Origin of the sequence: Aeromonas sp. XH (assembly GCF_033348475.1) — a bacterium.
Classification (GTDB): domain Bacteria; phylum Pseudomonadota; class Gammaproteobacteria; order Enterobacterales; family Aeromonadaceae; genus Aeromonas; species Aeromonas sanarellii.
Genome location: NZ_CP137630.1, coordinates 3,551,454 through 3,577,393, shown reverse-complemented (window position 1 = coordinate 3,577,393; position 25,940 = coordinate 3,551,454). Strand labels below are relative to the sequence as shown.

The 25,940-nt window shown below is 62.3% G+C and carries 21 protein-coding genes and 14 tRNA genes; 27 read left to right on the top strand and 8 right to left on the bottom strand.

From position 1 onward, the window contains the following. The first annotated feature begins 2 nt into the window (after positions 1–2). The 18 genes from tolA to R2B70_RS16350 all read left to right on the top strand — a co-directional run bounded on the left by tolA (position 3) and on the right by R2B70_RS16350 (position 5,660). Positions 3–1,130, top strand: a complete 1,128-nt coding sequence (tolA, locus tag R2B70_RS16435; RefSeq protein WP_318162007.1) for a cell envelope integrity protein TolA — start codon at positions 3–5, stop codon at positions 1,128–1,130. 92 nt (positions 1,131–1,222) lie between these two features. After that, entirely contained in the window at positions 1,223–2,548 is a 1,326-nt protein-coding gene (gene tolB, locus R2B70_RS16430; RefSeq protein WP_042074111.1) for a Tol-Pal system beta propeller repeat protein TolB, read from the top strand. Positions 2,549–2,598: 50 nt separating this feature from the next. After that, entirely contained in the window at positions 2,599–3,123 is a 525-nt protein-coding gene (gene pal, locus R2B70_RS16425; RefSeq protein WP_010672877.1) for a peptidoglycan-associated lipoprotein Pal, read from the top strand. Between the two features lie 158 nt (positions 3,124–3,281). Next, positions 3,282–4,085 (top strand): tol-pal system protein YbgF, encoded by an 804-nt coding sequence (gene ybgF, locus R2B70_RS16420; protein WP_209794722.1) that lies wholly within the window; start codon positions 3,282–3,284, stop codon positions 4,083–4,085. A gap of 174 nt (positions 4,086–4,259) precedes the next feature. Beyond that, positions 4,260–4,335: transfer RNA gene (locus R2B70_RS16415), tRNA-Lys, on the top strand. A 32-nt stretch (positions 4,336–4,367) separates the two neighbouring features. Beyond that, positions 4,368–4,443, top strand: a tRNA-Val gene (locus tag R2B70_RS16410). Positions 4,444–4,491: 48 nt separating this feature from the next. Further along, a tRNA-Lys gene (locus R2B70_RS16405) sits at positions 4,492–4,567 on the top strand. A gap of 22 nt (positions 4,568–4,589) precedes the next feature. Next, positions 4,590–4,665, top strand: a tRNA-Val gene (locus R2B70_RS16400). A 48-nt stretch (positions 4,666–4,713) separates the two neighbouring features. Beyond that, positions 4,714–4,789, top strand: a tRNA-Lys gene (locus R2B70_RS16395). A gap of 22 nt (positions 4,790–4,811) precedes the next feature. Then, positions 4,812–4,887 (top strand) — tRNA-Val (locus tag R2B70_RS16390). Positions 4,888–4,921: 34 nt separating this feature from the next. After that, positions 4,922–4,997 (top strand) — tRNA-Lys (locus R2B70_RS16385). 17 nt (positions 4,998–5,014) lie between these two features. After that, positions 5,015–5,090: transfer RNA gene (locus R2B70_RS16380), tRNA-Val, on the top strand. A 22-nt stretch (positions 5,091–5,112) separates the two neighbouring features. Then, positions 5,113–5,188, top strand: a tRNA-Lys gene (locus R2B70_RS16375). Between the two features lie 16 nt (positions 5,189–5,204). Beyond that, a tRNA-Val gene (locus R2B70_RS16370) sits at positions 5,205–5,280 on the top strand. A gap of 22 nt (positions 5,281–5,302) precedes the next feature. Then, positions 5,303–5,378: transfer RNA gene (locus tag R2B70_RS16365), tRNA-Lys, on the top strand. A gap of 16 nt (positions 5,379–5,394) precedes the next feature. Beyond that, positions 5,395–5,470 (top strand) — tRNA-Val (locus R2B70_RS16360). A gap of 22 nt (positions 5,471–5,492) precedes the next feature. Then, positions 5,493–5,568, top strand: a tRNA-Lys gene (locus R2B70_RS16355). Between the two features lie 16 nt (positions 5,569–5,584). Beyond that, positions 5,585–5,660: transfer RNA gene (locus tag R2B70_RS16350), tRNA-Val, on the top strand. 47 nt (positions 5,661–5,707) lie between these two features. On the opposite strand, the gene R2B70_RS16345 is transcribed toward R2B70_RS16350, so the two are convergent. After that, on the bottom strand, positions 5,708–7,813 hold the full coding sequence (locus tag R2B70_RS16345; protein ID WP_318162006.1) for a methyl-accepting chemotaxis protein: 2,106 nt from the start codon (positions 7,811–7,813) through the stop codon (positions 5,708–5,710). Positions 7,814–7,954: 141 nt separating this feature from the next. On the opposite strand from R2B70_RS16345, the gene nadA reads away from it, so the two are divergent. After that, complete coding sequence (gene nadA / locus R2B70_RS16340) at positions 7,955–9,028, top strand: quinolinate synthase NadA (protein ID WP_318162005.1); 1,074 nt, start codon at positions 7,955–7,957, stop codon at positions 9,026–9,028. A 70-nt stretch (positions 9,029–9,098) separates the two neighbouring features. Here the strand turns inward: nadA and R2B70_RS16335 are convergent, their stop codons facing one another. Continuing rightward, complete coding sequence (locus tag R2B70_RS16335) at positions 9,099–9,959, bottom strand: D-hexose-6-phosphate mutarotase (protein ID WP_209794719.1); 861 nt, start codon at positions 9,957–9,959, stop codon at positions 9,099–9,101. A 105-nt stretch (positions 9,960–10,064) separates the two neighbouring features. Further along, positions 10,065–11,060, bottom strand: coding sequence for a type I glyceraldehyde-3-phosphate dehydrogenase (gene gap / locus R2B70_RS16330; protein ID WP_042074119.1), 996 nt, complete (start codon positions 11,058–11,060; stop codon positions 10,065–10,067). Positions 11,061–11,405: 345 nt separating this feature from the next. On the opposite strand from gap, the gene malQ reads away from it, so the two are divergent. The 4 genes from malQ (at position 11,406) to msrB (ending at position 18,528) form a co-directional block, all read left to right on the top strand. Continuing rightward, positions 11,406–13,595 carry a 4-alpha-glucanotransferase gene (gene malQ, locus R2B70_RS16325; RefSeq protein ID WP_318162004.1) on the top strand — a complete coding sequence of 730 codons (2,190 nt, stop codon included), beginning with the start codon at positions 11,406–11,408 and terminating at the stop codon, positions 13,593–13,595. Between the two features lie 82 nt (positions 13,596–13,677). Further along, the gene (gene glgB, locus R2B70_RS16320; RefSeq protein WP_318162003.1) at positions 13,678–15,855 is read left to right on the top strand and encodes a 1,4-alpha-glucan branching protein GlgB; all 2,178 of its coding nucleotides are present in this window, start codon (positions 13,678–13,680) and stop codon (positions 15,853–15,855) included. Continuing rightward, the gene (glgX, locus tag R2B70_RS16315) at positions 15,855–17,996 is read left to right on the top strand and encodes a glycogen debranching protein GlgX (RefSeq protein WP_318162002.1); all 2,142 of its coding nucleotides are present in this window, start codon (positions 15,855–15,857) and stop codon (positions 17,994–17,996) included. The genes glgB and glgX overlap by 1 nt, the downstream gene beginning before the upstream one ends. A gap of 145 nt (positions 17,997–18,141) precedes the next feature. After that, complete coding sequence (gene msrB, locus R2B70_RS16310; protein WP_042074125.1) at positions 18,142–18,528, top strand: peptide-methionine (R)-S-oxide reductase MsrB; 387 nt, start codon at positions 18,142–18,144, stop codon at positions 18,526–18,528. Positions 18,529–18,600: 72 nt separating this feature from the next. Here the strand turns inward: msrB and chrA are convergent, their stop codons facing one another. From chrA to R2B70_RS16295, 3 genes are all read right to left on the bottom strand, one after another. Next, the gene (gene chrA, locus R2B70_RS16305) at positions 18,601–19,743 is read right to left on the bottom strand and encodes a chromate efflux transporter (protein WP_318162001.1); all 1,143 of its coding nucleotides are present in this window, start codon (positions 19,741–19,743) and stop codon (positions 18,601–18,603) included. 251 nt (positions 19,744–19,994) lie between these two features. Beyond that, positions 19,995–20,438 carry an NUDIX hydrolase gene (locus tag R2B70_RS16300; RefSeq protein WP_318162000.1) on the bottom strand — a complete coding sequence of 148 codons (444 nt, stop codon included), beginning with the start codon at positions 20,436–20,438 and terminating at the stop codon, positions 19,995–19,997. 206 nt (positions 20,439–20,644) lie between these two features. Further along, on the bottom strand, positions 20,645–21,643 hold the full coding sequence (locus R2B70_RS16295) for an NADP-dependent oxidoreductase (RefSeq protein ID WP_318161999.1): 999 nt from the start codon (positions 21,641–21,643) through the stop codon (positions 20,645–20,647). Positions 21,644–21,819: 176 nt separating this feature from the next. On the opposite strand from R2B70_RS16295, the gene R2B70_RS16290 reads away from it, so the two are divergent. From R2B70_RS16290 to R2B70_RS16280, 3 genes are all read left to right on the top strand, one after another. Beyond that, positions 21,820–22,245 (top strand): MarR family winged helix-turn-helix transcriptional regulator, encoded by a 426-nt coding sequence (locus R2B70_RS16290; RefSeq protein ID WP_042074132.1) that lies wholly within the window; start codon positions 21,820–21,822, stop codon positions 22,243–22,245. Between the two features lie 27 nt (positions 22,246–22,272). Continuing rightward, complete coding sequence (locus R2B70_RS16285; protein ID WP_209794712.1) at positions 22,273–22,503, top strand: hypothetical protein; 231 nt, start codon at positions 22,273–22,275, stop codon at positions 22,501–22,503. Positions 22,504–22,651: 148 nt separating this feature from the next. Then, positions 22,652–22,969 (top strand): hypothetical protein, encoded by a 318-nt coding sequence (locus tag R2B70_RS16280; protein WP_042074135.1) that lies wholly within the window; start codon positions 22,652–22,654, stop codon positions 22,967–22,969. 94 nt (positions 22,970–23,063) lie between these two features. Here R2B70_RS16280 and R2B70_RS16275 read toward each other — a convergent pair whose 3' ends face one another. After that, positions 23,064–23,540 carry an Lrp/AsnC family transcriptional regulator gene (locus R2B70_RS16275; RefSeq protein ID WP_042074137.1) on the bottom strand — a complete coding sequence of 159 codons (477 nt, stop codon included), beginning with the start codon at positions 23,538–23,540 and terminating at the stop codon, positions 23,064–23,066. Between the two features lie 308 nt (positions 23,541–23,848). Continuing rightward, complete coding sequence (locus R2B70_RS16270; RefSeq protein ID WP_029304837.1) at positions 23,849–24,469, bottom strand: helix-turn-helix transcriptional regulator; 621 nt, start codon at positions 24,467–24,469, stop codon at positions 23,849–23,851. A gap of 166 nt (positions 24,470–24,635) precedes the next feature. On the opposite strand from R2B70_RS16270, the gene R2B70_RS16265 reads away from it, so the two are divergent. After that, positions 24,636–25,877, top strand: coding sequence for an MFS transporter (locus R2B70_RS16265; protein ID WP_318161998.1), 1,242 nt, complete (start codon positions 24,636–24,638; stop codon positions 25,875–25,877). The last annotated feature ends 63 nt before the right edge of the window (positions 25,878–25,940 follow it).

Below are 25,940 nucleotides of genomic sequence, written 5' to 3'. Positions count from 1 at the left end.
AGATGGATGTGAAGCGTGGTATTTCCGGTTATCTCGTCGCGTCGCTGCTGCTGCATCTGATCATCGGCATCATCCTGCTGGTCGGCGTCGACTTCAGCAAACCCAAGCGCCCCGAGTCCAAGGGACAGATCGTCAATGCGGTCATGATGGACAGCGAAATGCTGGAACAGCAGATGCAGCAAATCCAGCAGCAGAAGCAGGCCCAGCCCAAGGCGGTGCAGCAGCAGAAGGACAAGGAAGACGCCGAGCGCGTCAAGCGCGAGCTGGCACAGGAGCAGGAGCGCCTGCGCATCGCCGAGACCAAGCGCAAGCAGGCCGAGGAGGCGACCCGCAAGGCCGAGGCCGACAAGCAGAAGAAAGAGGCTGAACAGAAGCTGGCGGAAGAGAAGGCCCAGAAAGCCGAGGAAGCCCGCAAACTCGAGGAGCAGAAGACCAAGAAGGCCGAAGCCGAACGCAAGGCGGCGGAAGAGGCCAAGGCGCTGGCGCTGAAGAAAAAGAAAGAGCTGGAGAAGAAGCAGGCCGAGGAGAAGGCCAAGGCGGAAGAGGCCAAGGCCAAGAAGGCGGAGGCCGAGAAGAAGGCCAAGGCCGAAGCGGAGAAGAAAGCGAAGGCGGAAGCCGAGAAGAAAGCCAAGGCGGAGGCCGAGAAGAAGGCCAAGATCGAGGCTGACAAGAAGGCAAAAGCTGACGCAGAGAAGAAGGCGAAGGCCGAGGCCGAGAAGAAAGCCAAGATAGAGGCGGAGCGCAAACGCAAGGCGGCCGAGGAGGCCAAGCTGCAAAAAGAGATGGAAGCCATGATGGAGCAGCAACTGGCGGCTGAAGCCAATGCGCGCAGTCAGGCTGCGTCTGCTGCCGCCAAGGGCGAAGTCGACAAGTACGCCGCCCTCATCAAGGCCACGGTCGAGCGTTACATGATTTTGGATCCCACCATGCGGGGCAAAACCTGTACTATCGGTGTCAAGTTGGCCAGCAGCGGCTTCGTCATCTCGGTGGACAACGGCCAGGGCGACCCGGCTGTCTGCCGCTCCGGCAAGGCGGCGGTGCTGAAGGCCAATCAGTTGCCGGTGCCGAAGGATCCGGCGGCATTCGAGATGTTGAAGGAGTTTAACCTCAAGTTAGAACCGAGCATCTAAGCGTGATAAAACGGGGTCGTTGACCGGGGTTGGCAGTATCTGCTGATAAAGGAATCTCACCTCTCATTTTTTTGGAACAGAGTATTTAAGCCATGATAAGAAAAGTGTTTTTTGCTTTGGTTGGCTGCCTTCTGCTAGGCCAGAGCGCTCAGGCGGCCTTGGACATCGTCATCACCGGCGGTATCGACAGTGCGCGCCCCATCGCCATCGCCCCCTTCAAGTGGGAGGGCAATGGCCAGTTGCCGCAGGACATCGCCGAGGTGGTTTCCAACGACCTGATGCGCAGTGGCAAGTTCAAGCCCCTGTCCCGCAGCCAGATGCCGCAGACCCCGAGCACCAGCGGCGAGATCAACTTCGCGCCCTGGGCTTCCCAGGGGGTGGAGGCCGTGGTGGTCGGCTCCATCGCCGCCGTGGGTGACGGCACCTACAAGATCAACTTCGAGCTGGTCGATGTGCTGAAGGGCCAGCTGGCCAAGGCACAGGGCGGCGAGGCGAACGGTTACATCCTGGACAGCCGCATGGCGACCATCCCGGGTGCCCAGATGCGCCAGTTCGCCCACCGCATCTCCGACATCGTCTACGAGCGTCTGACCGGTGAGCGTGGCGCCTTCCTGACCCGGTTGGCCTATGTGTCGGTCCAGCAGGGCACCCAGTTCCCTTACCAGCTGCGCATCTCCGACTACGACGGCTACAACGAGAAGACCCTGCTGCGCTCCCGCGAGCCGCTGATGTCCCCGGCCTGGTCGCCGGATGGCAGCAAGCTGGCCTACGTGAGCTTCGAGAACCAGAAGTCCGAGATCTACGTGCAGGACATCTACACCCAGCAGCGCAGCATGATCACCAGCTTCCGCGGCATCAACGGTGCCCCTGAGTGGTCGCCGGATGGTCGTCGTTTGGCTATTGTTCTGTCCAAGGACGGGCAGCCGGATCTCTATGTTGTTGATGTTGCTAGCAAGCAACTCACTCGAGTCACAAATAACCGCACCATAGACACCGAACCCTCCTGGATGCCGGACGGTCAAACTTTGCTGTTCACCTCTGAACGTGGTGGCAAACCCCAGATTTATAGCGTAAATTTGGCGACTGGCGTCACTCGCCGGATGACCTGGGAAGGGGATTCCAACCAGGGGGCATCCATCACGCCGGACGGCAAGTCCATGGTGATGGTGACCCGGGTTCAGGGACAATATCGCATCGCTCGCCAGGATATGGAAAACGGAGCCATGCTGGTACTGACTCAGAGTGCTCTGGATGAATCGCCAAGTGTGGCTCCCAATGGCAGCATGATCATTTATGCCACCATCTATCAGGGTCGTAAGAGTCTTGCATTGGTGTCGACCGACGGTCGCTTCAAGGCAGTGCTTCCGACCAGTAGCGGTGAAATTCGTGCACCAGCTTGGTCGCCCTTCTTGAATTGATAAAAAAATCGCTTGTTTTTTGTTTTGTTATAAAGGTTTAAGGAAATAGCATGCAACTCAATAAACTGCTCAAGGGTCTGGCCATCGCACTGCCACTGTTCACCCTGGCCGCCTGTAGCTCCTCTTCCGACTCCGACGCCGCTGGCGCCGAGTCCGGCATGACCGACGGCATGGGCGGTGTACAAACCGGCGGCGCCAACGGCATGTTGTCCCCGGAAGAGCAGATGCGTCAGAAGTTCGAAGCGCTGCAGCGCGACAACGTGATCTACTTCCCGTACGATGGCTACGACATCCAGGGTCAGTACGCCGACCTGCTGGATGCCCACGCCAGCTACCTGCGTGAGCGTCCGAGCGTCAAGGTATTGATCGAAGGCCACGCGGATGAGCGCGGCACTCCGGAATACAACATCGCACTGGGCGAGCGTCGTGCCAAGGCCGTTGCCAAGTATCTGCAAACCCTGGGTGTGCAGGCCGAGCAGCTCTCCATCGTCAGCTATGGCGAAGAGAAGCCGCTGGATCTGTCCCACACCGAGGAAGCCTTTGCCAAGAACCGCCGTGCGGTCCTGGTTTACTAAGGTTTGAATCGAACGAAGTTCGTTTATATGCAAGCGGCCATTTCGATGGCCGTTTTATTTGCACTAAACGCCAAGGTTTGATCCGAATGAAATCTGTATAAGCGAGCGACTATGGCGCTGGCCGTTTTATTTGCACTAAACGCTAAGGTTTGATCCGAATGAAATCTGTGTACAAGCAAGCTGTTGTTGCGCTGGCGGTATTGGTTGCTCTGAATGCGCAAGCGGCGGCACCGGTGAGCGATCTCAGTGGCGACAGCGGCAGTGCCGTGGCCCTCAGTGGCAACAACGGTGCCATAGTGCCGACGGGCAGTCTGGAAGACAGGGTCGCCCTGCTGGAACGCACCCTCAACGCCCGTCTGCGCCTGCAGGCCGAATTGCAGCAGCAGGTCGACTCCCTGCAAGGGGAGGTCTCCGAACTGCGCGGCCAGCTGGAGCAGCAGACCTACCAGATGGAGCAGTCCCAGGAGCGCCAGCGCCAGCTCTACCAGGAGCTCGACAAGGTGGCGAACAGCCAGCCTGCCGCCGCCCCGGCACAGCCAGCCGCCGCTGCTGCGACCCCTGCCGCGGCAGCCAATTACTCGACCAACCAGGACGAGAATCAGGCCTACGACGCGGCCGTGAACATGGTGCTCAAGGAGAAGAACTACGACAAGGCCATCCCCGCCTTCGAGGGCTTCATCAAGCAATTCCCCAGCTCCAGCTATGTCCCCAATGCCCATTACTGGCTCGGTCAGCTGATGTTCAACAAGGGCGACAGAGCCGGTGCCGCGAGCCAGTTCACCACGGTGGCAAACAAGTACAGCAAGTCGCCCAAGCGGGCCGACGCCCTGCTGAAGCTCGGCATGCTGGCCCAGCTCGATGGCAAGAAGGCGGAAGCCAAGGCCTTCTATGAGCAGGTGATCAAGGGGTACCCCAACACCTCGCCGGCCCAGTTGGCCAAGCAGAGCCTGGGCAAGCTGTAACATTGCTGCATGTCACTGTTTTAGTAACAGTCTTGTAAAGATGCTCTTGCTTTGTATGCGCAGTGAACAAACAGATTTAATTTAAGATTTTTCTATTGCGCCAGGATGATAAATCCGTAATATAGGCCGCCGTCAGAGCCGGTGCAGTAGTGCAGTCGGTCCTGGTCGTGGTGAGGGTCGTTAGCTCAGTCGGTAGAGCAGTTGACTTTTAATCAATTGGTCGCTGGTTCGAATCCAGCACGACCCACCATTTCTTCACAACGGGTGAAGACAGCATTCCCAGGTCGTTTAGCTCAGCTGGGAGAGCACCTCCCTTACAAGGAGGGGGTCACTGGTTCGAGCCCAGTAACGACCACCATGCTTTAACACTGTCCGCCACATGCGGTCGGTGACAGGTTCAGGATGTGGGTCGTTAGCTCAGTCGGTAGAGCAGTTGACTCTTAATCAATTGGTCGTAGGTTCGATCCCTACACGACCCACCACTCTTGGACGCACAGATTCCCAGGTCGTTTAGCTCAGCTGGGAGAGCACCTCCCTTACAAGGAGGGGGTCACTGGTTCGAGCCCAGTAACGACCACCATGATTTAACACTGTCCGCGACATGCGGTCGGTGACAGGTTCAGGATGTGGGTCGTTAGCTCAGTCGGTAGAGCAGTTGACTCTTAATCAATTGGTCGTAGGTTCGATCCCTACACGACCCACCACTCTTGACCGCACAGATTCCCAGGTCGTTTAGCTCAGCTGGGAGAGCACCTCCCTTACAAGGAGGGGGTCACTGGTTCGAGCCCAGTAACGACCACCACTTTCTTGAAATAGAAAGAAAAAATGATACAGATGGGTCGTTAGCTCAGTCGGTAGAGCAGTTGACTTTTAATCAATTGGTCGCTGGTTCGAATCCAGCACGACCCACCATCATTTCAAGAATCCCAGGTCGTTTAGCTCAGCTGGGAGAGCACCTCCCTTACAAGGAGGGGGTCACTGGTTCGAGCCCAGTAACGACCACCATGCTTTAAAAAATGATACAGATGGGTCGTTAGCTCAGTCGGTAGAGCAGTTGACTTTTAATCAATTGGTCGCTGGTTCGAATCCAGCACGACCCACCATCATTTCAGAATCCCAGGTCGTTTAGCTCAGCTGGGAGAGCACCTCCCTTACAAGGAGGGGGTCACTGGTTCGAGCCCAGTAACGACCACCATGCTTTAAAAAATGATACAGATGGGTCGTTAGCTCAGTCGGTAGAGCAGTTGACTTTTAATCAATTGGTCGCTGGTTCGAATCCAGCACGACCCACCATCATTTCAGAATCCCAGGTCGTTTAGCTCAGCTGGGAGAGCACCTCCCTTACAAGGAGGGGGTCACTGGTTCGAGCCCAGTAACGACCACCATGCTTTAAAAAATGATACAGATGGGTCGTTAGCTCAGTCGGTAGAGCAGTTGACTTTTAATCAATTGGTCGCTGGTTCGAATCCAGCACGACCCACCATCATTTCAGAATCCCAGGTCGTTTAGCTCAGCTGGGAGAGCACCTCCCTTACAAGGAGGGGGTCACTGGTTCGAGCCCAGTAACGACCACCATATTGAGAAGCCCGCAGCGATGCGGGCTTTTTCGTTTCTCTCTTTCATCAGGTCCGCAGTCGTTCGAGCTCGCTCGCCAGGGTGGTGGCCGCCTGCTCCAGCACCTCGCTCAGGCGATGGCTGGCGCTCGCCTCCTGCCCCAGGGTGGTGGCGGTATCCCCGATCCGCATCAGGTTCTGGTTGATGGTGTCGCTGACGGCGCTCTGCTGTTCGGCCGCCGTGGCCACCTGGCTGATGTGGTCGTGGATCTGCTGGATCTGGACCACCACCTGACCGAGCGCCTCGAAGGCATGATCTGTCCCCTCGACCGTGCTGACCGAGCGGGTGATGCCCGTGCTCATCAGTTGCTGGCTGCTGCTCACCTCGGTCTGCAGACTGCCGATAAGCTGGCCAATCTCGTCGGTGGATGCCCGGGTCTTGTTGGCCAGCGCCCGCACCTCGTCCGCCACCACCGCAAAGCCTCTGCCCATGTCGCCGGCCCTCGCCGCCTCGATGGCGGCGTTGAGGGCCAGCAGGTTGGTCTGTTCGGCGATGGCCCGGATCACGTCGAGAATGCGGCTGATGTTGGCGCTGCTCAGCGCCACCTGGGCGACCGCCTTGTCCGCCTGGTGCATGTCCTCGACCAGGGTATGGATCTCGCTGCGGGCCTGGCTCAGGGTCTGCTGGGCCCTGCTGACATGGTGGGTTGCCGCCTCCGACTCCTGCGCCGCCTGCTCGGCGTAGCCCGCCACGCTGACTGCCGTGGTGCTCATCTCGTGCATGGCGCTGACCACGCTCTCCAGCTCCAGGCTCTGCTCGTCCAGGCTGCTGCGCATGGTCTCGGCCGTCTGCTTCATGCCTCTTGCCTGCTGATGTACCTGCTGCCCTACTTGCTTGCTGCCCTGCACCATGGCCCTCAGCTTGCCGAGGAAGGCATTGAGGTGTCTGCCAAGCTCGATGAGCTCCTGGTGGGTGTCGATGCGCATCTGCTGGGTCAGATCGCCCTCATTGCTGGCGAGGTGGGAGACGTGGCGGCTGATGAGGGAGAGGGGGGCCGTGATGGTCTGGATGAACCAGATGAGCAGTGCCAGCGCCAGCAGGGTGATGATGACGATGGCGATCAACTGCTGCTGCTGGGTGGCTTGCAGCAGGCTGCCGAGCTGGCTGCTGATGGTGTCGGCCTGGCTGAGGGCCAGTGCCTTGGGCACCTTGATCATCAGCCACCACTGGCTGTCGGCAGCCTCGATCCGGATCGGCTGCTGCAGGATGAAATCGCTGTCTGTCTCCTGAGGTTGTCCGTTCGGGGCAACCAGTCCGGCCTCCGTCAGGGGACGCCCCAGCTTGCCGGCGTGGCGGTTGCTGCCGACGATGAGCCCCATCTTGCTGACCAGGGTCACCTCGGCCTGGTTATCATAGAGTTGCTTGCCGAGCTGCTCGGCCAGTTGCTGGAAGATGGGCAGGTTCATGTCGACACCGGCGATCCCGACAAACTTGCCCTCCTTGAGGATGGGCACCGTCAGGCTGGTCATCAGCATCTTCTGGCCCGGGCCTATCTCGTAGAGGTAGGGCTCCATCAGGCAGGGTCGCAGGGTGTCGCGGCCACAGAGGTACCACTCGCTGTTGCGGATGCCGAATTCATTGCGTGAGGTATCGAACTTGGCGTCACTGGTAGCGGCATCTATGGTCTGCTGCGTTATGTTTTCGTTCTGTTCCCGGGTGAAGTAGACCTCCAGGCTGCCCTTGCCGGCAACCGAGTGACTCGCGCCCCCCTGCCAGTCGGCGTCCTGTCCGTCATAACCGTTGGGTTCGAACTGTGCGTAGATAGAGCTGATCCCGTCTGCCTGGCGCAGACGACTGTGCAGCAGGAGCTCTACCTGGGGGCGGCCCAGCATGCGATCAGGCTGGGCCATGCTGCCCTCGAGCTGCGCCGCCATGCCGAGGGGTATCTGGTAGGCCTGCTGCAACTGGTCGGTAATCTGCTGAGCGTAGCGTTCGGCCTGGAATTGCAGGGCGCGTGAGACCTCCTGCTCCAGGGCGCCGCGAGTCTGGGCCACAATCTCGGTGCGCAGGCTGTTCAGGGAGGATGACTGCATCAGCGTCATGGCGACGCCACTGGCGAGAAAGAGTCCAAGGGTGAGCAGCAGCAACTTGGTTTTGAGAGAGCGTTGTTTCATTCGACAACTCCTTTTGGCAAGAATGACAACGATTGATCCGGGCGGGTTCTGACAGTTGTACTGTACTGGATTTGTTGATGGGTTTGTGCGCGGCTTCTGGTTATAATTTTGGCCTTTCCAAGCGTTGATGGAACAGTCGCAATGAGCAATGCACTGAACAATGTCCCGCCGGTAGTCGAGATGGACTACCCCTTCCCGGCCAAGCCGAAGCCCCTGAGCGCCGAGCAGAAGGCGACCCTGATCGCCGAGATCAAGACGCTGCTGCAGGAGCGCCAGGCCGTGCTGGTTGCCCACTATTATACGGATCCCGAGATCCAGGCCCTGGCCGAGGCCACCGGCGGCTTTGTCGGCGACTCTCTCGAGATGGCCCGCTTCGGCCGCGACCACGCCGCCCAGACCCTGATCGTGGCCGGGGTGCGCTTCATGGGGGAAACCTCAAAGATACTGAGCCCCCACAAGCGGGTGCTGATGCCGACCCTGGAGGCGGAGTGCTCCCTCGATCTGGGCTGCCCCATTGACCAGTTCTCCGCCTTCTGCGATGCCCATCCCGACCATATCGTGGTGGTCTACGCCAACACCTCGGCGGCGGTGAAGGCGAGAGCCGACTGGGTGGTCACCTCCAGCATTGCGCTGGAGATCGTCGAGCACCTGGACAGCCAGGGTCACAAGATCATCTGGGGACCGGACAGGCACCTGGGCGCCTATATCGAGAAGAAGACGGGGGCCGAGATGCTGCGTTGGCAGGGCCACTGCATCGTCCACGACGAGTTCAAGGCCAAGGCGCTGCGTGAGCTCAAGGCCCAGAACCCGGATGCCGCCGTGCTGGTGCACCCGGAATCCCCGGCCTCCGTCATCGAACTGGCGGATGCGGTGGGTTCCACCAGCCAGCTCATCAAGGCGGCCAAAGAGCTGCCCCAGCAGAAGCTCATCGTGGCCACCGATCGCGGCATCTTCTACAAGATGCAGCAAGCCTGTCCGGAGAAAGAGATGGTGGAGGCACCGACCGGTGGCGATGGCGCCACCTGCCGCAGCTGCGCCCACTGCCCCTGGATGGCGATGAACGGCCTGGTGGCCATCAAGGAGGCGCTGACCGACGGCGCCGAGCGCCACGAGATCCAGGTGGATGAAGCGCTGCGCCTGAAGGCTCTGATCCCCCTGGATCGCATGCTGAATTTTGCCGCCGAGCTTAAGCTCAAGACTCAGGGCAACGTCTGATCGTCTCTGATGACAAGATGCAAAGAGGGCTCCCGCGGGAGCCCTCTTTCTTTATCCGTCAGCCGTATCGTCAGAGGATCACGGTGGAGAAACTGTGCTCCTCGTCGGGTGCTACCGTGACTCCGGCCTCGTCGGTGATGGCGGCCTCGACGCAGAGCATGGTGCGATAACCGTCGTCGCTCATGTCGGCCATGGCGCTGGCGCCTTCCTGCCAGGGGGTCCAGACCACCACGCTGTCGTGGTTGCCGCTGACCACCCGGGTGGTGCGCTCGCCATCCTGCACGCTGACCATGGCATCGGGCTGGCGATAGATGCGATCCATGGCCGCCGTCACCGTCAGGGGGCCCTGCTGACGTTCTGGCTGGCCGGTCAGCTTGTCCAGGTAAGGCTCGCCCAGGCCGGTCAGGGTCACCGCTTCCGGCGCGCTGATCTGCAGATAGGTGTGCAGGGCGGCATTGTAGGTGAGCGGCGCCTTGCCGGTGTTGCGGGTGGTCAGCACCAGGGAGAGCTCCTTGCCTACCAGCACGTCCAGCTCCAGCTCGAAGGCATGGGGCCAGAGGGTACGGCTGGCATCGCTGTCGCGCAGGGACAGATGGACGAGCGTGCCATCCCCGTGATCGGAGACGCCGTCCAGAGTCCACAGGCTGGTGCGGGCGAAGCCGTGGGCCGGCTTGCCGCTGCCAACGCGGGCGGGGGAGGGGCCGAACCAGGGCCAGCAGAGGGGGATGCCGCCGCGGATGGGCTTGCTGCCATCCAGTACGGCCTTGTCGCTGAGCCAGAGGGAGGCGGGCTCGCCATGGCGCCGATAGCTCAGCACGTGGGCGCCAAACAGGCTGATCTCGGCCCTGGCGTGCTCATTGTCTATGGTCAGCAGGGGCAGGCCGTCCTGGCTAAGGGTGCAGTGGGCAGTCAGCGTACGTGTCGGTGTCATAAAGGCTCCAGTGCTGGGGGACATTCAGAAAGGGTCCGTGATTCAGAATACAAAAAGGCGGCCATTGGCCGCCTTTTTTCAAGCTACGCGATTGCGCATCCCAAATTACTTGGAGATGTGAGCGATCAGGTCCAGAACCTTGCTGGAGTAGCCCATTTCGTTGTCGTACCAGGAGACGACTTTCACGAAGGTCTTGTTCAGCTGGATACCAGCCTTGGCATCGAACACGGAGGTCTGACGCTCACCCAGGAAGTCGGTGGAAACCACTTCGTCTTCGGTGTAGCCCAGCACGCCCTTCATGGCGCCTTCGGAGGCAGCCTTCATGGCCTGGCAGATTTCAGCGTAGGACGCTTCTTTCTTCAGGTTGACGGTCAGGTCAACAACGGACACGTCCGGAGTCGGAACGCGGAAGGCCATGCCGGTCAGCTTGCCGTTCAGTTCCGGGATGACCACGCCAACGGCCTTGGCAGCACCAGTAGAGGACGGGATGATGTTCTGAGCCGCGCCGCGGCCACCGCGCCAGTCTTTGGCAGACGGGCCATCAACGGTCTTCTGGGTAGCAGTGGTAGCGTGAACTGTGGTCATCAGGCCGGATTCGATACCGAAGGTATCGTTCAGAACCTTGGCGATGGGGGCCAGGCAGTTGGTGGTGCAGGAAGCGTTGGAAACGATGTCCTGGCCAGCGTAGGAATCCTGGTTGACGCCCATGACGAACATCGGAGTGGCGTCCTTGGACGGACCGGTCAGTACGACTTTCTTGGCGCCGGCAGCGATGTGCTTGCGAGCGGTCTCGTCGGTCAGGAACAGGCCGGTGGCTTCGGCAACAACGTCAACACCGATCTCGCCCCATTTCAGGTTGGCCGGGTCACGCTCAGCGGTAACACGTACGGTTTTGCCGTTGACGATCAGGTTGCCGTCTTTGACTTCAACAGTGCCCTTGAAGCGACCGTGGGTGGAGTCGTACTTCAGCATGTAAGCCATGTAGTCAACGTCGATCAGGTCGTTGATACCAACCACTTCGATGTCGGAACGCTCAGCGGCCAGACGGAATACGAAACGACCGATACGGCCAAAACCGTTAATACCTACTTTGATAGTCATAATTGGTTACCTAACTGTTCAGTAGTCAAAGAAAATTCCGTTTGTAAATTTACTAGAACTCACCTGCGAGTCAACCAACAATCTGCGCGAAATTGCGCTATATCATGAAAAACTGTGAAATTTATTTTCGGTTTATGTAACTGGCTACCAGCTTTTGTTGAATGCATCATCAGCAACGTCGGGTGCAGAGAACAACAATAGTGCCTGCCCGGTCACACATCCAGCCGGGGAGATATGTAAAAATGTGCGCGGTTTAGCATGGCCAAAGAGCCACTGTTCAAGTACCACCATAAAAATTAATCACAAAATAGTGTAGACAGAATCCACAGCGGGAATTCTCAAACTATGACCACCCTGATTGAACAGCTGGCTGCCGCCAAAGGCATCGCCAGTGAGTATGTTGATGCCTGGGGCCAGCCGGCCCTGGTATCCGAAGAGAGCAAGGCCGCCATGCTGGGCGCCATGGGTTACCGCGTCGACGACGAGGCCGCCCTGACCGAGCAGCTGGAGCAGGAGCATCGCCAGCACTGGCTGCGGCCACTGGATCCCGTGATGGTGGTCCGCAGTGGCGAACCCATCAGCCTCGAAGTCCGTCTGCCCATCGAATTCGTCAACGACGCCCTCACCTGGCAGCTCCAGCAGGAGCAGGGTGCCGTGCTGTCCGGTCAATTCACTCCCATCGAGGGTGAGCTGGTCGGGGTGGCCGAGTTCGAGGAGATGGAGTGCCAGGCCTATCGCGTCACCCTGGATGTCCAGCCGGCGCTGGGTTATCACCAGCTCATCCTGTTGGAAGAGGGCAATGACGAGCCGCTGGCCACCATGCGTCTCATCGTCGCCCCCAAGTCCTGCTACAAGCAGGCGCCCATCGCCAACGGTCGCAAGGTGTGGGGCCCGAGCGTGCAGCTCTACTGCCTGCGCAGCCGCCACAACTGGGGCATCGGCGACTTCAGCGATCTCGGTCAGCTGGTGGAGAAAGCAGCCGCCTGGGGTGCCCACTTCGTCGGCCTCAACCCCATTCATGCTCTCTATCCGGCCAACCCGGAGAGCGCCAGCCCCTACAGCCCCTCTTCCCGTCGCTGGCTCAACGTCGCCTACATCGACGTGGAGGCGGTGCCCGAGTTCCTGGGCAACGATCGCCTGAAGGCGGAGGTGGCGAGCCCGGCCTTCCAGCAGCACCTCACCTCCCTGCGGGTCAAGGACAACGTGGACTACACCGGCGTCATCCAGACCAAGATCGGCATGCTGCGCCAGGTGTTCGACCAGGCCAGCTTCAGCGCCGAGCGCCAGGCGGCGTTCGATGCCTTCGTGGCCGCCGGTGGCGACAGCCTGCAACAGCAGGCGGCGTTCGATGCCCTGCAGGCCCACTTCTATGCCAAGGGCGACAACGCCTGGGGCTGGCCGGTCTGGCCTGAGCAGCTCCGTGACTACCACAACCCGGCCGTTGCCGCCTGGATGGCCGAGCACAACCAGGACGTGGCCTTCTACCTCTACCTGCAGTTCCTGGCCGACGAGCAGCTGGCCCAGGCCGATGCCCGCGCCAAGGCCGCCGGCATGGTGATGGGGATCTACCGGGATCTGGCGGTCGGCGTCTCCGAAGGCTCCACCGAGATCTGGGCGAACCGGGATCTCTACTGCCCGAAAGCCTCGGTCGGTGCGCCGCCCGACATTCTCGGCCCCCTCGGCCAGAACTGGGGCCTGCCCCCCATGAACCCGAACCAGCTGTTCGAGGCGGCCTACCAGCCCATGGTGGATCTGTTCCGCGCCAACATGCGCTCCTGCGGTGCCCTGCGTATCGACCACGTGATGGCCTTGCTGCGCCTGTGGTGGGTGCCGCCCGGAGAGTCCGCCGCCAAGGGTGCCTACATCTATTACCCGGTGAACGACCTGCTGGGGATCCTGGCCCTCGAATCCCACCGCAACCAGTGCCTGCTGATCGGCGAGGATCTCGGCACAGTGCCGGAGGGGATCGAAGTGACCCTGAAGGAGAACGGCGTCCACTCCTACAAGGTGTTCTTCTTCGAGCGCTCCAAGGACGATGGCGGCTTCATCTCCCCGGCCCACTACGCCGAGCAGGCGATGTCGGCCCTGACCACTCACGACATGCCGACCCTCAAGGGCTTCTGGCATTGCGACGATCTGGCGTTGGGACGCGAACTGGGCCTGTATCCGGATGAAGAGGTGCTCAAGACCCTGTATGCTGATCGCCACCAGGCCAAGCAGCGGATCCTTGACAGCCTGCATGCCCATGGGGTCATCTCTGGCAATATCAGCCATGACGTGAACTGGGTCGGCATGAACACCGAGCTCAACCACGGTCTGCAACTGCACATGTCCCGCGGCAGCTGTGCCCTGTTCAGCACCCAGCTGGAAGACTGGCTGGAGATGGACAAGCCGGTCAACGTGCCGGGCACCAGTTACGAATACCCCAACTGGCGTCGCAAGCTCTCCCGGGATCTGGAGGATATTTTCGCCGATGAGGCGCTCAAGAATCTGGCGGGCAAGATGAGCCGGGCCCGTGACGAGGCCAGCCGTTGAGCCTTAATCGCCAACATGTGACTCACTTTCATCCGCTTCGGCCCAGGCCGAAGCGGATGTTCAGCCATCAAAGGAAATGTCGATGCCCGTTGAACGTTTGGTTGCCGCCCGCTGTGCCGATCCCTTCTCCCATCTAGGCCTGCTGGCCAATCCGGATGGGCCAGGCCTGAAACTCACCGCCTGGTTGCCCGATGCGCTCGAGGTCCGGGTCAGAGACCTCAAGTCAGGCAAGATAGTTGCCACCCTGACCGCCGCTGACGAAGCGGGCCTCTTTGAAACTGTTTTCACCCGCCGCAAGAATCCCTTTCCCTACCAGCTCATCGCCAGCTACGCCGACGCCAGTGCCGACATCATCGACCCCTACCAGTTCCAGGCCGCCGCCTGGGAGGGGCTGGCGGAGCTGACCTGGCAACCGGAAAACCTCTACCACACCCTAGGTGCACAACTGCGCACCGTGGAGCACCTCGGCCAGCAGGTGGAAGGGGTGCGCTTTGCCGTCTATGCGCCGAGCGCCACCGCGGTGAGCCTCATCGGCGACTTCAACTTCTGGGATGGCCGTCGCCACCCCATGCAGCGCAGCCAGTGCGGTCACTGGGTGCTGTTCGTGCCGGGGCTCAAGGCCGGGGATCGCTACAAGTTCGAGCTCAAAGACCCCATGGGCAACCGGCTGCCCCACAAGAGCGACCCGGTGGGCTTCTATTGCGAGCAGTACCCCTCGTTCGCCTCCGTGGTCTATGACCACGATCAGTACCAGTGGCAGGATGCCGCCTGGCGCGAGAGCCAACGCAACGACAAGCGGGAGCAGCCGCTCTCCATCTACGAGCTGCACGTGGGCTCCTGGAAACGTCACCCCAACGGCGACAGCCTGAACTGGCGCGAGCTGGCGGTGGAGCTGGTGAACTACATCAAGGAGATGGAGTACACCCACATCGAGCTGCTGCCGGTCTCCGAGCACCCCTTCAGCGGCTCCTGGGGTTACCAGCCCGTGGGCATGTTCTCCCCCACCAGCCGCTACGGCAGCGCCGACGACTTCAAATACTTCGTGGACCAGTGCCACCAGGCCGGGATCGGCGTCATCCTCGACTGGGTGCCCGCCCACTTCCCGTCCGACGCCCACGGCCTGGCCCGCTTCGACGGCACCCCGCTCTACGAGTACGAGGATCCGCGCCGTGGCTGGCACCCGGACTGGAACTCCTACATCTATGACTTCGGTCGCGATACCGTGCGCCAGTTCCTGGTGGCCAGCGCCCTGTTCTGGCTCGACAAGTTCCACGTCGACGGCCTGCGGGTGGATGCGGTCGCCTCCATGCTCTATCTGGATTACTCGCGCAACGCCGGCGAGTGGGTGCCGAACGTCGATGGCGGCAACCACAACTACGAGGCGATCAGCCTCTTGAAGTGGACCAACGAGGAGGTGTACGGCAAGTACCCCCACGCCATGACCATCGCCGAGGAGTCCACCGCCTTCGCCGGGGTCTCCCGCCCCACCTTCCTCGGCGGCCTGGGTTTTGGCTTCAAGTGGAATATGGGCTGGATGCACGACACCCTCAGCTACATGCAGAAGGAGCCCATCCACCGCCGTTACCACCACAACGAGATGACCTTCTCCATGGTGTACCACTATGACGAGAACTTCATTCTGTCCCTCTCCCACGACGAGGTGGTCCACGGCAAGCACTCCCTGCTCTACAAGATGCCCGGCGACGAGTGGCAGCAGGCCGCGAACCTGCGCGCCTACATGGGCTTCATGTATGCCCACCCCGGCAAGAAGCTGAACTTCATGGGTACCGAGATCGCTCAGAGCAACGAGTGGAACCACGACGCCCAGCTGCCCTGGCACCTGTTGCAGTATCCCAAGCACGGCGGCCAGCAGCGGCTGATCCGGGATCTCAACCACCTCTATCGTCACGAGGCTGCCTTGTATCAGGCCGATTATGAACAGGCCGGTTTCCGCTGGCTGGATCACAACGACGCCGACAACAGCATCTTCGCCTGGCTGCGGGCGGACAAGCTGGGGGCGCATCCCCTGATGGTGGCCTGCAACTTCACCCCAGTGCCTCGGGTCGGCTATCGCCTCGGGGTACCGGCGGCCGGCCACTATCGGGTGGTGCTCAACACCGACAGCGAGCATTACTGGGGCAGCAACTATGATGTGGGTCTGGTCTTCGTCGCCGAGCCGACGCCCTGGCAGGGCATGGCGCACAGCATAGTGCTGGATCTGCCGCCGCTCGCGACCTTGTTCATCAAACAGGAGTCTTGATGTTCGCAATGGAAAACGGGGTTGATCACCCGCTGGGCGCCCGGCTCGACGAGACGGGCTGCCACTTCTGCGTCTGGGCACCGCAATCGGACAAGGTGGAGCTCTGCCTGTTCGACGAACAGGAGCAGGAGCAGGCCCGGCTGGCCCTGCCCGGCCGGCGAGGCCAGTACTGGTTCGGCCATGTGCGCGGCGTCAAGGCCGGTCAGCGCTACGGTTATCGGGTCCATGGCAGCCCCCAGGACGGTCTGTTGTTCGACCCGGACAAGCTGCTGATCGACCCCTATGCCAGGGCACTGAGCCGTCCTACCTACTGGGACGACGCCCTCTATCAGGGGGACAGCGCGGCCATGGTGGCCAAGTCCGTGGTGGTGGACGATGCCTTCGACTGGCAGGGGGTCGGCAAGCCCGGCATCCCGCCCGAGCGGGTCGTGCTCTACGAGACCCACGTCAAGGGTTTCACCCGCCAGCACCCCGGGATCCCCAAGGAGCTGCAGGGCACCTATCTGGGCATCAGCCACCCGCTGATGATCGAGCACCTGCAGTCGCTGGGGGTCACCTCGGTGCAGCTGATGCCGGTGGCGGCCTTCATGTCCGAGCCCAGGCTCGAGCAGCTCGGGCTCACCAACTACTGGGGCTACAACCCCATCGCCTTCTTCGCCCCCGAGCCGCGCTACGCAGCGAAGGAGGCGGTAACCGAGTTCAAGACCATGGTGCGGGAGCTGCACCGGGCCGGGATCGAGGTGATCCTGGACGTGGTCTACAACCACACCGCGGAATCCGGCTTCGACGGCCCCATGCTGTCGTTCAAGGGGTTCGACAACGCGGGCTACTACGCCTTCGAGTCGGGGGCCCACGGCCCGGACTACCACCGTCACGCCAACGTCACCGGCTGTGGCAACAGCGTCAATCTGGATCATCCCAACACCCTGCGGCTGGTGCTCGACGCCCTGCGCTACTGGGTCACCGAGATGCAGGTGGACGGTTTCCGCTTCGATCTGGCGGTGACCCTGGCGCGAGAGGCGGGGGAGTTCGATCCCATGAGCGCCTTCTTCAAGGCCATGATGGCGGATCCCGTGCTGGCGCGGGTCAGGCTCATCGCCGAGCCCTGGGACATAGGCCCCTTCGGCTATCGTCTCGGCCAGTTCCCGAGCCAGTGGCTGGAGATCAACGACCGCTATCGCGACACGGTGCGCGCCTTCTGGCGCGGCGACGCGGGCAAGATGGGGGACTTCGCCACCCGGCTGGTGGGCTCGCGGGATCTCTTCCCGAAGAACTGGCGCGCCCCCCACACCAGCGTCAACTACCTCTGCTATCACGACGGCTTCACCCTGGAGGATCTGGTCTCCTACAACCAGCGCCACAACCAGGCCAACGGCGAGGACAACAGAGACGGCCACGGCCACAACCTCTCCCATAACCACGGGGTGGAGGGGCCGACGCTCGACCCCAGGGTGAACAACCTGCGCCAGCAGCAGAAGCGCAACCTGATCGCCACCCTGCTGCTCTCCCAGGGGACGCCGCACTTCCTCGCCGGGGACGAGATGGGCCGCAGCCAGCTTGGCAACAACAACGCCTACTGCCAGGACAACCAGATCAGCTGGGTCAACTGGCAGTTGCGCCCGGAGGACGAGCGGCTGCTCGCCTTCACCCGTCAGATGATGGCGCTGCGGGCGGAATCCGGGGTCTTCTCCAACCTGCAGCTGAGCGACGACAGCTGGAATGGCAAGGCGACCAGCTGCCACCAGGTCAACTGGTACCACCCGGACGGCCACCAGCTCACCGATCAGGACTGGCATGCCCCCATGGGCCAGGCGTTCGCCATGGACATCGGCATGATCGGCTGCACCGGCGAGCGCTGGTTCGTGCTGTTCAACGCCAGCGATTACGACATCCAGTTCCGCCTGCCACCGCCGGGGGAGGGGATGGAGTGGATCCAGACCATAGACACCGCCACCAACGACGGCCTGCCCTTCCTGCCGGACGACATCAAGCGGCAGGTGGCGGTCGGGCGCGCCCACTCCCTCAAGCTGCTGGAGCGGGTCGCCCTGCCGGCGGTGGCCCTGGCCAGGGAGGGGGTAGTCGCCACGCAGGATGTTGCCGCCGTGTTGCCAACGGGATCACTGTTCCCGCTGGCGGGGTAGAGTGAAACGGCCTGACTCGGTATGCTGGTCACCGCTACCCATGGCAAGGAGTCCATATGAATGGCAATAATCCTGGACGGTGGCGTAGCAATCCCGAGAACCGGGCAGTTTCATATCTGCCCGGTCAGCATGACGAGGAGTCAGTATGAGCGGTAACAATCCCGAGCAGTGGCGCAGCAAGTTGAGCGCCGAGCAGTTTCACGTCTGCTGGGAGAAGGGGACGGAGCGGCCCTACAGCGGCGCCCTGCTGCACAACCGCAAGAGCGGCGACTACCTGTGCGTCTGCTGCAAGAGCGTGCTGTTTCACTCGGATGCCAAATTCGATTCGGGCTGCGGCTGGCCCTCGTTCGATCGGGCCATCGAGGGGACAGTGACCTACACAGAGGACAACAGCCACGGCATGAAACGGGTGGAGATCACCTGTCGCCAGTGCGGCTCCCACCTGGGTCACGTCTTCCCGGACGGGCCGACCGAGACCGGCCAGCGCTACTGCGTCAACAGCCTGAGCCTGGACTTCGATCCCGACGCCTGACGCTGCCCGCCTCGAATGCGTAAAACGGCGCCCCTGCCAGCAGGGGCGCCGTTTTCTTTTGCCGTCTCAGCCTCAGGCCAGCAACAGGGCGGCGCCCACCAGCAGGGAGGCCAGCGCCAGTATGGGCAGCTTCTGCACGCGCAGCAGGTAGAAGCCGACGGCGGCCAGCGCCAGATCGGTTGGGGCCAGCACGGCGCTCTGCCACACCGGCTGATAGAGGGCGGCCAGCAGCAGGCCCACCACGGCGGCGTTGATCCCCGCCACGGCCCCCGCCAGGCGAGGCTGGGCAAGCCAGCGTTGCCAGCAGGGGCCCATGGCCCACAGCAGCAGGAAGCCCGGGAGGAAGAGGGCCAGGGTGGCCAGCAGGGCGCCCGCCAGCGGGGTCGCCGGCAGCAGCATGGCTCCGAGGTAGGTGGCCAGGGTGAACATGGGGCCGGGCACCAGCTGGGCCAGGCTGTAGCCGGTCAGGAACTGCTGCTGGCTGAGGCTGTGCCCCACGCTCTCCTGCAACAGGGGCAGCACCACGTGGCCACCGCCAAACACCAGGCTGCCCGCCCGGTAGAAGTCGGCGATCAGCTGGCTGGTGGGGCCGCTGGCCACCAGGGGCAGGCCGACAAACAGCAGGGCGAACAGCAGCAGGGTCGGCCAGTGAGGCTGGCTCGCCAGCTCCTTTGATGGGGCCTGCGCCGCCTCGGCCTGCTCACGATAGGCGCAGAGCAGGGCCGCCCCGAGCAGCAGGACGAGCTGGGCCAGCAGGCCGGGCTGCCACCAGAGGGCGGCGGCGGTCACTACCATGACCCCCTGTTGCAGCGTCGTCTTGCAGAACTGGCGGCTCATGGTGAGCACGGCATCGGCCACCACGATGAGCGCCAGCAGCTTGAGACCGTGCAGGGCGGCCTCCAGCCAGAGGTTGTTGCTGAGCAGACCCACGCCGACGGCGGCAGCCAGCAACAGCAGGAAGGAGGGGAGGGTAAAGCCGATGAAGGCGGCCAGGGCGCCGCCGAGCCCGGCCCGGTGGCGGCCGATGGCAAAGCCGAGCTGGCTGGAGGCGGGGCCGGGCAGCAGCTGGCAGAGGGCCAGCAACTGGGCGAATTCGGCCTGGGTCAGCCACCCCAGTCGCTCGACGAAGGTGCGCTGAAAATAGCCGATATGGGCGGCCGGCCCGCCAAAGCTGACACATCCCAGCCACAGAAATTGAATGAATACCTGTCCCACGCCACCACTCCTGTTCCGTCATCAAAGGCAGTGGTGGGATGATATGACAAAGCGATGAAGGTTTTATGACTATTCGGGTGACCAGGATGGCAGATAGCAGTCCCCGCCAGCCAGCAGGTGATGGCTTATGGGGTGGGCTGGCTCGACACCGGCAGATAGCAGCGCCCCGCCAGCCAGCGCGCGATGGTTTATGGGGTGGGCTGGCTCGACACCGGCAGATAGCAGCGCCCCGCCAGCCAGCAGGCGATGGCTTATGGGGTGGGCTGGTTCGAGGTCGGCAGGTAGCAACGATTGGCCAGCCAGCAGGCGATGGACTGGCGGCTAGCGTCGAAGTGAGGCTCTGGCAGGGCCTTGGGATCGCACCAGATCCAGCCCTCGCACTTCTCCGGCTCCAGCAGTTGCGGCTCCCCTTCCACCTCGGCCAGCAGGGTGACAGAGACGTAGTGCAGCCCGCTCTCTCGCCAGGTCTCCAGGTTGTTGGTGACGGCGATGACGCGAGGCTGCCGGATGACGAAGCCGGTCTCCTCTTCCACCTCCCGGATGGCCGCCGACTCGAAGGTCTCCCCCAGCTCCAGATGGCCGCCGGCGATGGACCAGTAGGGGGCATGGCTGCCCTTGCGCTTGCCGAGCAGTACCTGGCCCTGGCCATTGGTGAGAATGACGCCGACACCGACGCGGGGATAGGGGGTAGACATAAGGAATGCTCCTTGCTGGGGGTGATGTAGGGTAAATGGGTTGGTCAGGATGACACGTTCATCGACCACTGACGCGGGGATAGGGGGTAGACATAAGAAATGCTCCTTGCACAAACGGCGGATTGCGCCCTGAAAAACGGGCCCACCTTAGGGCGGATGGGCCCGTCATGCAAGCAGTCTGCGGCCTGAGGCGCCAGTTCTGCGGATCAGTCCAGCTTGACCAGCATCTTGCCGGTGTTGCGCCCCTCGAACAGCCCGATAAAGGCCTGCGGCATGCTGGCCAGCCCAGTGCTGACGGTCTCCTCGGCCTGCAGGGCGCCGGCCTCGAAGGCCGGGATGGCCTCGGCCAGGAACTCCCCGTAGTGCTGCCAGTGATCGGAGACCAGCAGCCCCTGGATCAGGATGCGCTTGCGGATCACCTGGGCGAGGTTGCGCGGCCCGCTCCCCTGGCCGTTGTACTGCTCGATGAGGCCGCACAGCACGATGCGACCGTACAGCGCCATGTGATTGAGGGCTGCGTCCAGCATGGCGCCGCCCACGTTCTCGAAGTAGACGTGGATGCCCTCCGGGGCGAGGCATGCCAGCTCGGCATCGAGATCCGGCGTCTCCCGGTAGTTGATCACCGCATCGGCGCCGAGCGTCTTGAGATAGGCGACCTTGTCGGCCGAGCCGGTAGAGCCGATGACCCTGGCGCCGGCCTGCTTGGCGAGCTGAACCGCCATGGTGCCGACGGCCCCCGACGCCGCCGAGACCAGCAGGGTCTCGCCCGCCCGCAGGCGGGCCACCTTGTGCAGCCCGGCCCAGGCGGTCATACCCGGCATGCCGAGGGCGCCGAGAAAGAGTTGGGGCGGCAAGCGGGTGTCGGGCAGTCTGGTCAGCTGAGCGCCGTTGGCGACGAAGCGATCGCGCCAGCCCTGCATGCTGCTCACCCGGTCACCCACCGCAAAGTCCGGGTGACGCGAGGCTTCCACCACGCCGATGGCGCCGCCATCGAGGGGGCCGTTCAGGGGAAAGGGAGGCACATAGCTCTTGGCCTCGCTCATGCGACCGCGCATGTAGGGATCCACCGACAGCCACTGGTTGGTCACCAGCACCTCGCCCTTCTGCAGGGCGGGCAGGGGCACTTCCCTGAGGGCGAAATCGTCCGGGGTGGGGAGGCCGGTGGGACGGCGCAGCAGTTGGATCTGATGGCTGATGGCATTCATGGGCATTCTCCGGCAGTGGGGCCGCGCGCTGGGATGGCGGCCTGGCAATTTTGTTTGCGTGCAAACTAAAATCAGGTTAATCCCGAACGGCCGGGCTGGCAACTGTTTTGTGTGCAAACTATTCAGCCCTCACTTTTCATGGGGTATACTGCCCCCAGTCGTCAGCGAGGTGCCCCATGAGTGAATTGAAAAAGCAGGTCTGTTTTGCCCTCTACAGCGCCTCCAATGCGGTGATGCGCGCCTATCGGCCGCTCCTGGACAAGCTGGATCTGACCTACACCCAGTACCTGGTGATGCTGTCGCTCTGGGCGCGGGACGAGGTGAGCCTCAAGGAAATCGGCCAGGAGACCGGGCTGGATGCGGGCACCCTGACCCCCATCGTCAAACGGCTGGAGAGCAAGGGCTGGCTGACGCGCACCGTCTCCCGCGAGGACGAGCGGCAAAAATGCATCAGCCTGACCGAGGCGGGTCGCCAATTGCAGCAGGAGGTCAGGGAGTGCTGCCTGGCGGACAACTTGCGCAATCAGGTGGATCTGGCCGATGCTGAGCTGGCCCAGCTCAAGGTGCTCTGCGATCGCGTGTCGGCACAGCTGGGACGCTGACCCCTTCTTCCCATCCGGAGTGACCCGATGAAAGCTCTCTTCCCCCTGTTTGCGCTCCTGCTTGGCGCCTGCGCCGGCAACACCCAGCCTCCCTCGGAACTGCAGATCGACGATGCCGATGCCTGGCAGGCAGTCTGCAAGGACGGCGTCCGCGTCAGGGCCGTCAGCGACGAGGGGATCTGCGCGGATCATCGCGGTGTGGCCATGTGGATGAATAAACCAAGGGCCGTGCGAATGGCAGAGCAAGCCGCCAAATAGTGTGATCAAGGCGCCATAAAATGACAAAACCGACCCCTTGGTCGGTTTTTTTCGCGATCTTGCCTGCACTTTGGCGCCTTGTTCATGGTGCACTCATTTTTCTGTTCCCATACTGGCCTTCAAGATGCCAGACAAAGAGGAGAGTGAGATGCAGTCATCCATCGTCGGTCTCTCCATTCTGTGGGGGCTGGCCAGTTTTGGCGTTCAGGGGGATTTCATCGAGAGCCGTGATGCCGTTGCGCCGTCCTGGCAAGCCGAGTCCAGAGTGGAGATGGAAGGGTACTTGATTGAGTCATTGGGCGCCGATCGCTGGGTGTTCGACAATGGCAGCGAGAGCCTGGAGGTCGTCCTGCCGGAGGGGCAGTGGGTCTCCACGGGGGAGCGGTTGCGATTGAGCGGTGAGCCCCAGCAGGAGCAGAGCGGCTGGTTGTTGCAGGTGCAGGACGTCAGCCAGGTCGAGGCCTGATCTGCACCCTCGCCAGGCGTGAGCGTGAAGCAGGGGCACGCAGAGACAAGAAGAGGAGGCCCCGGCCTCCTCTCGTTTTTTCCGGCCCTGGCCCTCAGCCCAGGTGATTGAGGGGCAGCGCCGTCTTGTGCTTGATGCGGCGCAGCACGAAGCTGGAGCGCACCCCGGTCACCCCCGGGATGTGGGTCAGCTTGTCCAGCAGGAAGTGCTGGTAGTGTTCCATGTCCCGCACCACTACCTTGAGCTGGTAGTCGGCGTCGTTGCCGGTGATGAGATCGCACTCCAGCACCTCGGGCAGATCCTTGACCGCATTGTCAAAGTTCTCGAACCGCTCCGGGGTGTGCCTGTCCATGGAGATGTGAATGTAGGCGGTGAGAGTCAGCCCCAGCTGGCGGGCATTGAGCAGGGTCACGTGAGTATCGATGAGACCGGCATCCTCCAGCGCCTTGACCCGGCGCGAGCAGGGGGAGGGAGAGAGCCCGACCAGCTCGGCCAGCTCCAGGTTGCTGATGCGGCCATTCTCCTGCATCAACTCCAGAATATGCCTGTCTATACGATCAAGTTTCAGCATTCTCCGTTCCTCGTTGCAATTACTAATCCACTTTTCCTAGATTAAGGGTGAACTATTGCAAAAACAACTGAAAATACCTGCTACTTCACAAACACTCACCGCACGGCCAGGGGTACTATGGTGTCATCTTCCGGTGGCAAGACAGACGCCCGACCAGGCGCCTGTGGTGAAGGACCTTACCGGGTCAAGATCCCCATCAGCCGTTCAACCCAACCGGGAAGCGACGGGCTGGAACGAGAGCACCCTCTCCCCGAAGGCAACAAAGCAGGCATCCCGGCGCCTGCTTTGTTGTTTCTGACGTTTGCGGATCAGGGCTGCGGCCTGATGCGATAGAGGCAGCGGTGATCCCCCTCCAGCAGATACTGCTCCCGCTCCACCCCGGCCGGCGCCAGCAAGCGGCGAAACATCTCCAGCTCGCTGCGACAAAAACCCCGGCAGGCCCGCGCCGCCGCGCAGATGGGGCAGTGGCTCTCCCACAGCAGCCAGCTGCCATCCTCCTCCTGGCGAAAATCCGCCATATAGCCCTCTCGCGTGCGCTGCGCCGTCAGTGCCGCCAGCCTGTCGGCCAGCGCCGGCTGGGTCAGCTCGGTCTGATAGCGGGCCAGTTGTTGCTGCTCCCGCTGGGCGATCAACCGCTCCATGCCCACCTCGCCAAACAGCTGCTGGATGTTGTCGATAAGCTGCAGCGTCAGTTCGCTGTGGCTGTCGGGGAAGCGTTGCCAGGCCTGCTCGGTCAGGTGCCACAACCGTACCGGTCGACCGCGCCCGCGGGCCTCGTCGTTGAAACTCACCCAGCCGTCGGCCTCCAGCGTCATCAGGTGCTGGCGGGCCCCCATGGAGGTCATCTGCAACTGCTCTCCCAGCTCGGCGGCGCTCTGGGGGCCGTGGCTCTTGAGCAGAAACAGTATCTTGTCGGTGCTGGCATTCATGGCAAGGCTCTCATGGTCGGCAGGTGCGGCCGCTTGCGCGGCAGCGGTTCTGGCATGGATAAGAGCATTATGGGGAGGGGAATCTTTTAAATCAATAATTTGCTTTACTTAATCTGGTTTGATTGCCAACATAAATAAACCAATAACTTTATTTAATGGGGCGGACATGGAAGGGATCAAGGGGCAGGCCAGCCTGTGGGTATTGGTGATGACGGTGACGCTGGCGGTGGCGGGCTTCAGCCTGCCATCCCCGGTGCTGGCGCCGCTGTTGCTGGATCCGGCCCAGGGCATGCTGACGTCGGAAGCGTCGGACTGGAGCCGCAAGGTGTGGCTGGGGGTCATCATGGGGCTCTATCCGCTGTTTCAACTGGTAGGGGCCCCCTGGCTCGGCAAGCTTTCCGATCGCCATGGCCGCAAGCCGGTGCTGACCCTCTGTCTGGTGGGCGTGCTGGTGGGCTACGCCCTGATGGCGCTGGGGATCGCCTGGCGTTCCTTGCCGCTGCTGTTGCTGAGCCGGGTGGTGGAGGGCTTCTTCAACGGTGACATCGCCATCGTGCAGGCCATGGCGGCCGACATGAGCACCGCCAAAACCAAGGCGCGCAGCTTCGCCTGGATCAACATCGGCATGAATCTGGGCTGGGTAGTGGGCCCCATGATCGGCGGCTATGCCGCCGTGGTGTCCGGCGATTACAGCCTGGCGGCCTGGCTGGCGGTGGCCATGACCCTGGTCAACCTGCTGCTGGTGCTCTGGCTGCTGCCCAATCGGCCGGCAGTGGCCCGCAGTGAGCAGCCGGCACCTGCCCTCTCTTCCCGCCAGCTGCTGCTGCAACCGGCGCTGCTGCCCTACTTCGTGCTGACCCTGCTCAGCTACGGCGCGGTGCAGCTCTACTTCACCTACTTCAACGTCTGGCTGGTGGAGCGGCTGGCCTGGGATCCGGTGCAGCTGGCGCAGGCCGCCGTAATGGTGAGCGCGCCCATGATCCTGGGATCCTGGCTGGGTTCCCGCCTGGCTCGCCATTGGCGCGGCAGCAGTCTGGGGGTGGTCGGTCATCTGGTGATGGCGGCGGGCATGCTGATGTTCGTGCTGCCCGGCCACTGGTGGGGGCTGGCACTCACCTTTATTCCCGCCGGCATCGGCATGAGTCTGGGGGAGCTGGCAACCTCGGTGGCGGTCTCCAACCGCAGCCATGCCGAGCAGCAGGGGCAGGCGATGGGGCTCTATCGCGGGCTGGCGGTGGGCAGCGAGATCCTGGCGGTGGTGGTCGGCAGTCTGGTGCTGCTGGCGGGCACCGAGTGGCCCTTCTATCTGGCGGCGCTGTGCAGCCTGCTCTGTGCTGTCGGCTTCTATGGCCTGCGCCGGGCGGCAGATCGGCGGCAGCGGCTCGGCGTCCAGGTGGAAGCCGGCTGACGGGATCACAGAACGACGCGGAGGGGGCAACCGGCGCTTGCATCGTGGCGCCGACTCTGGGAC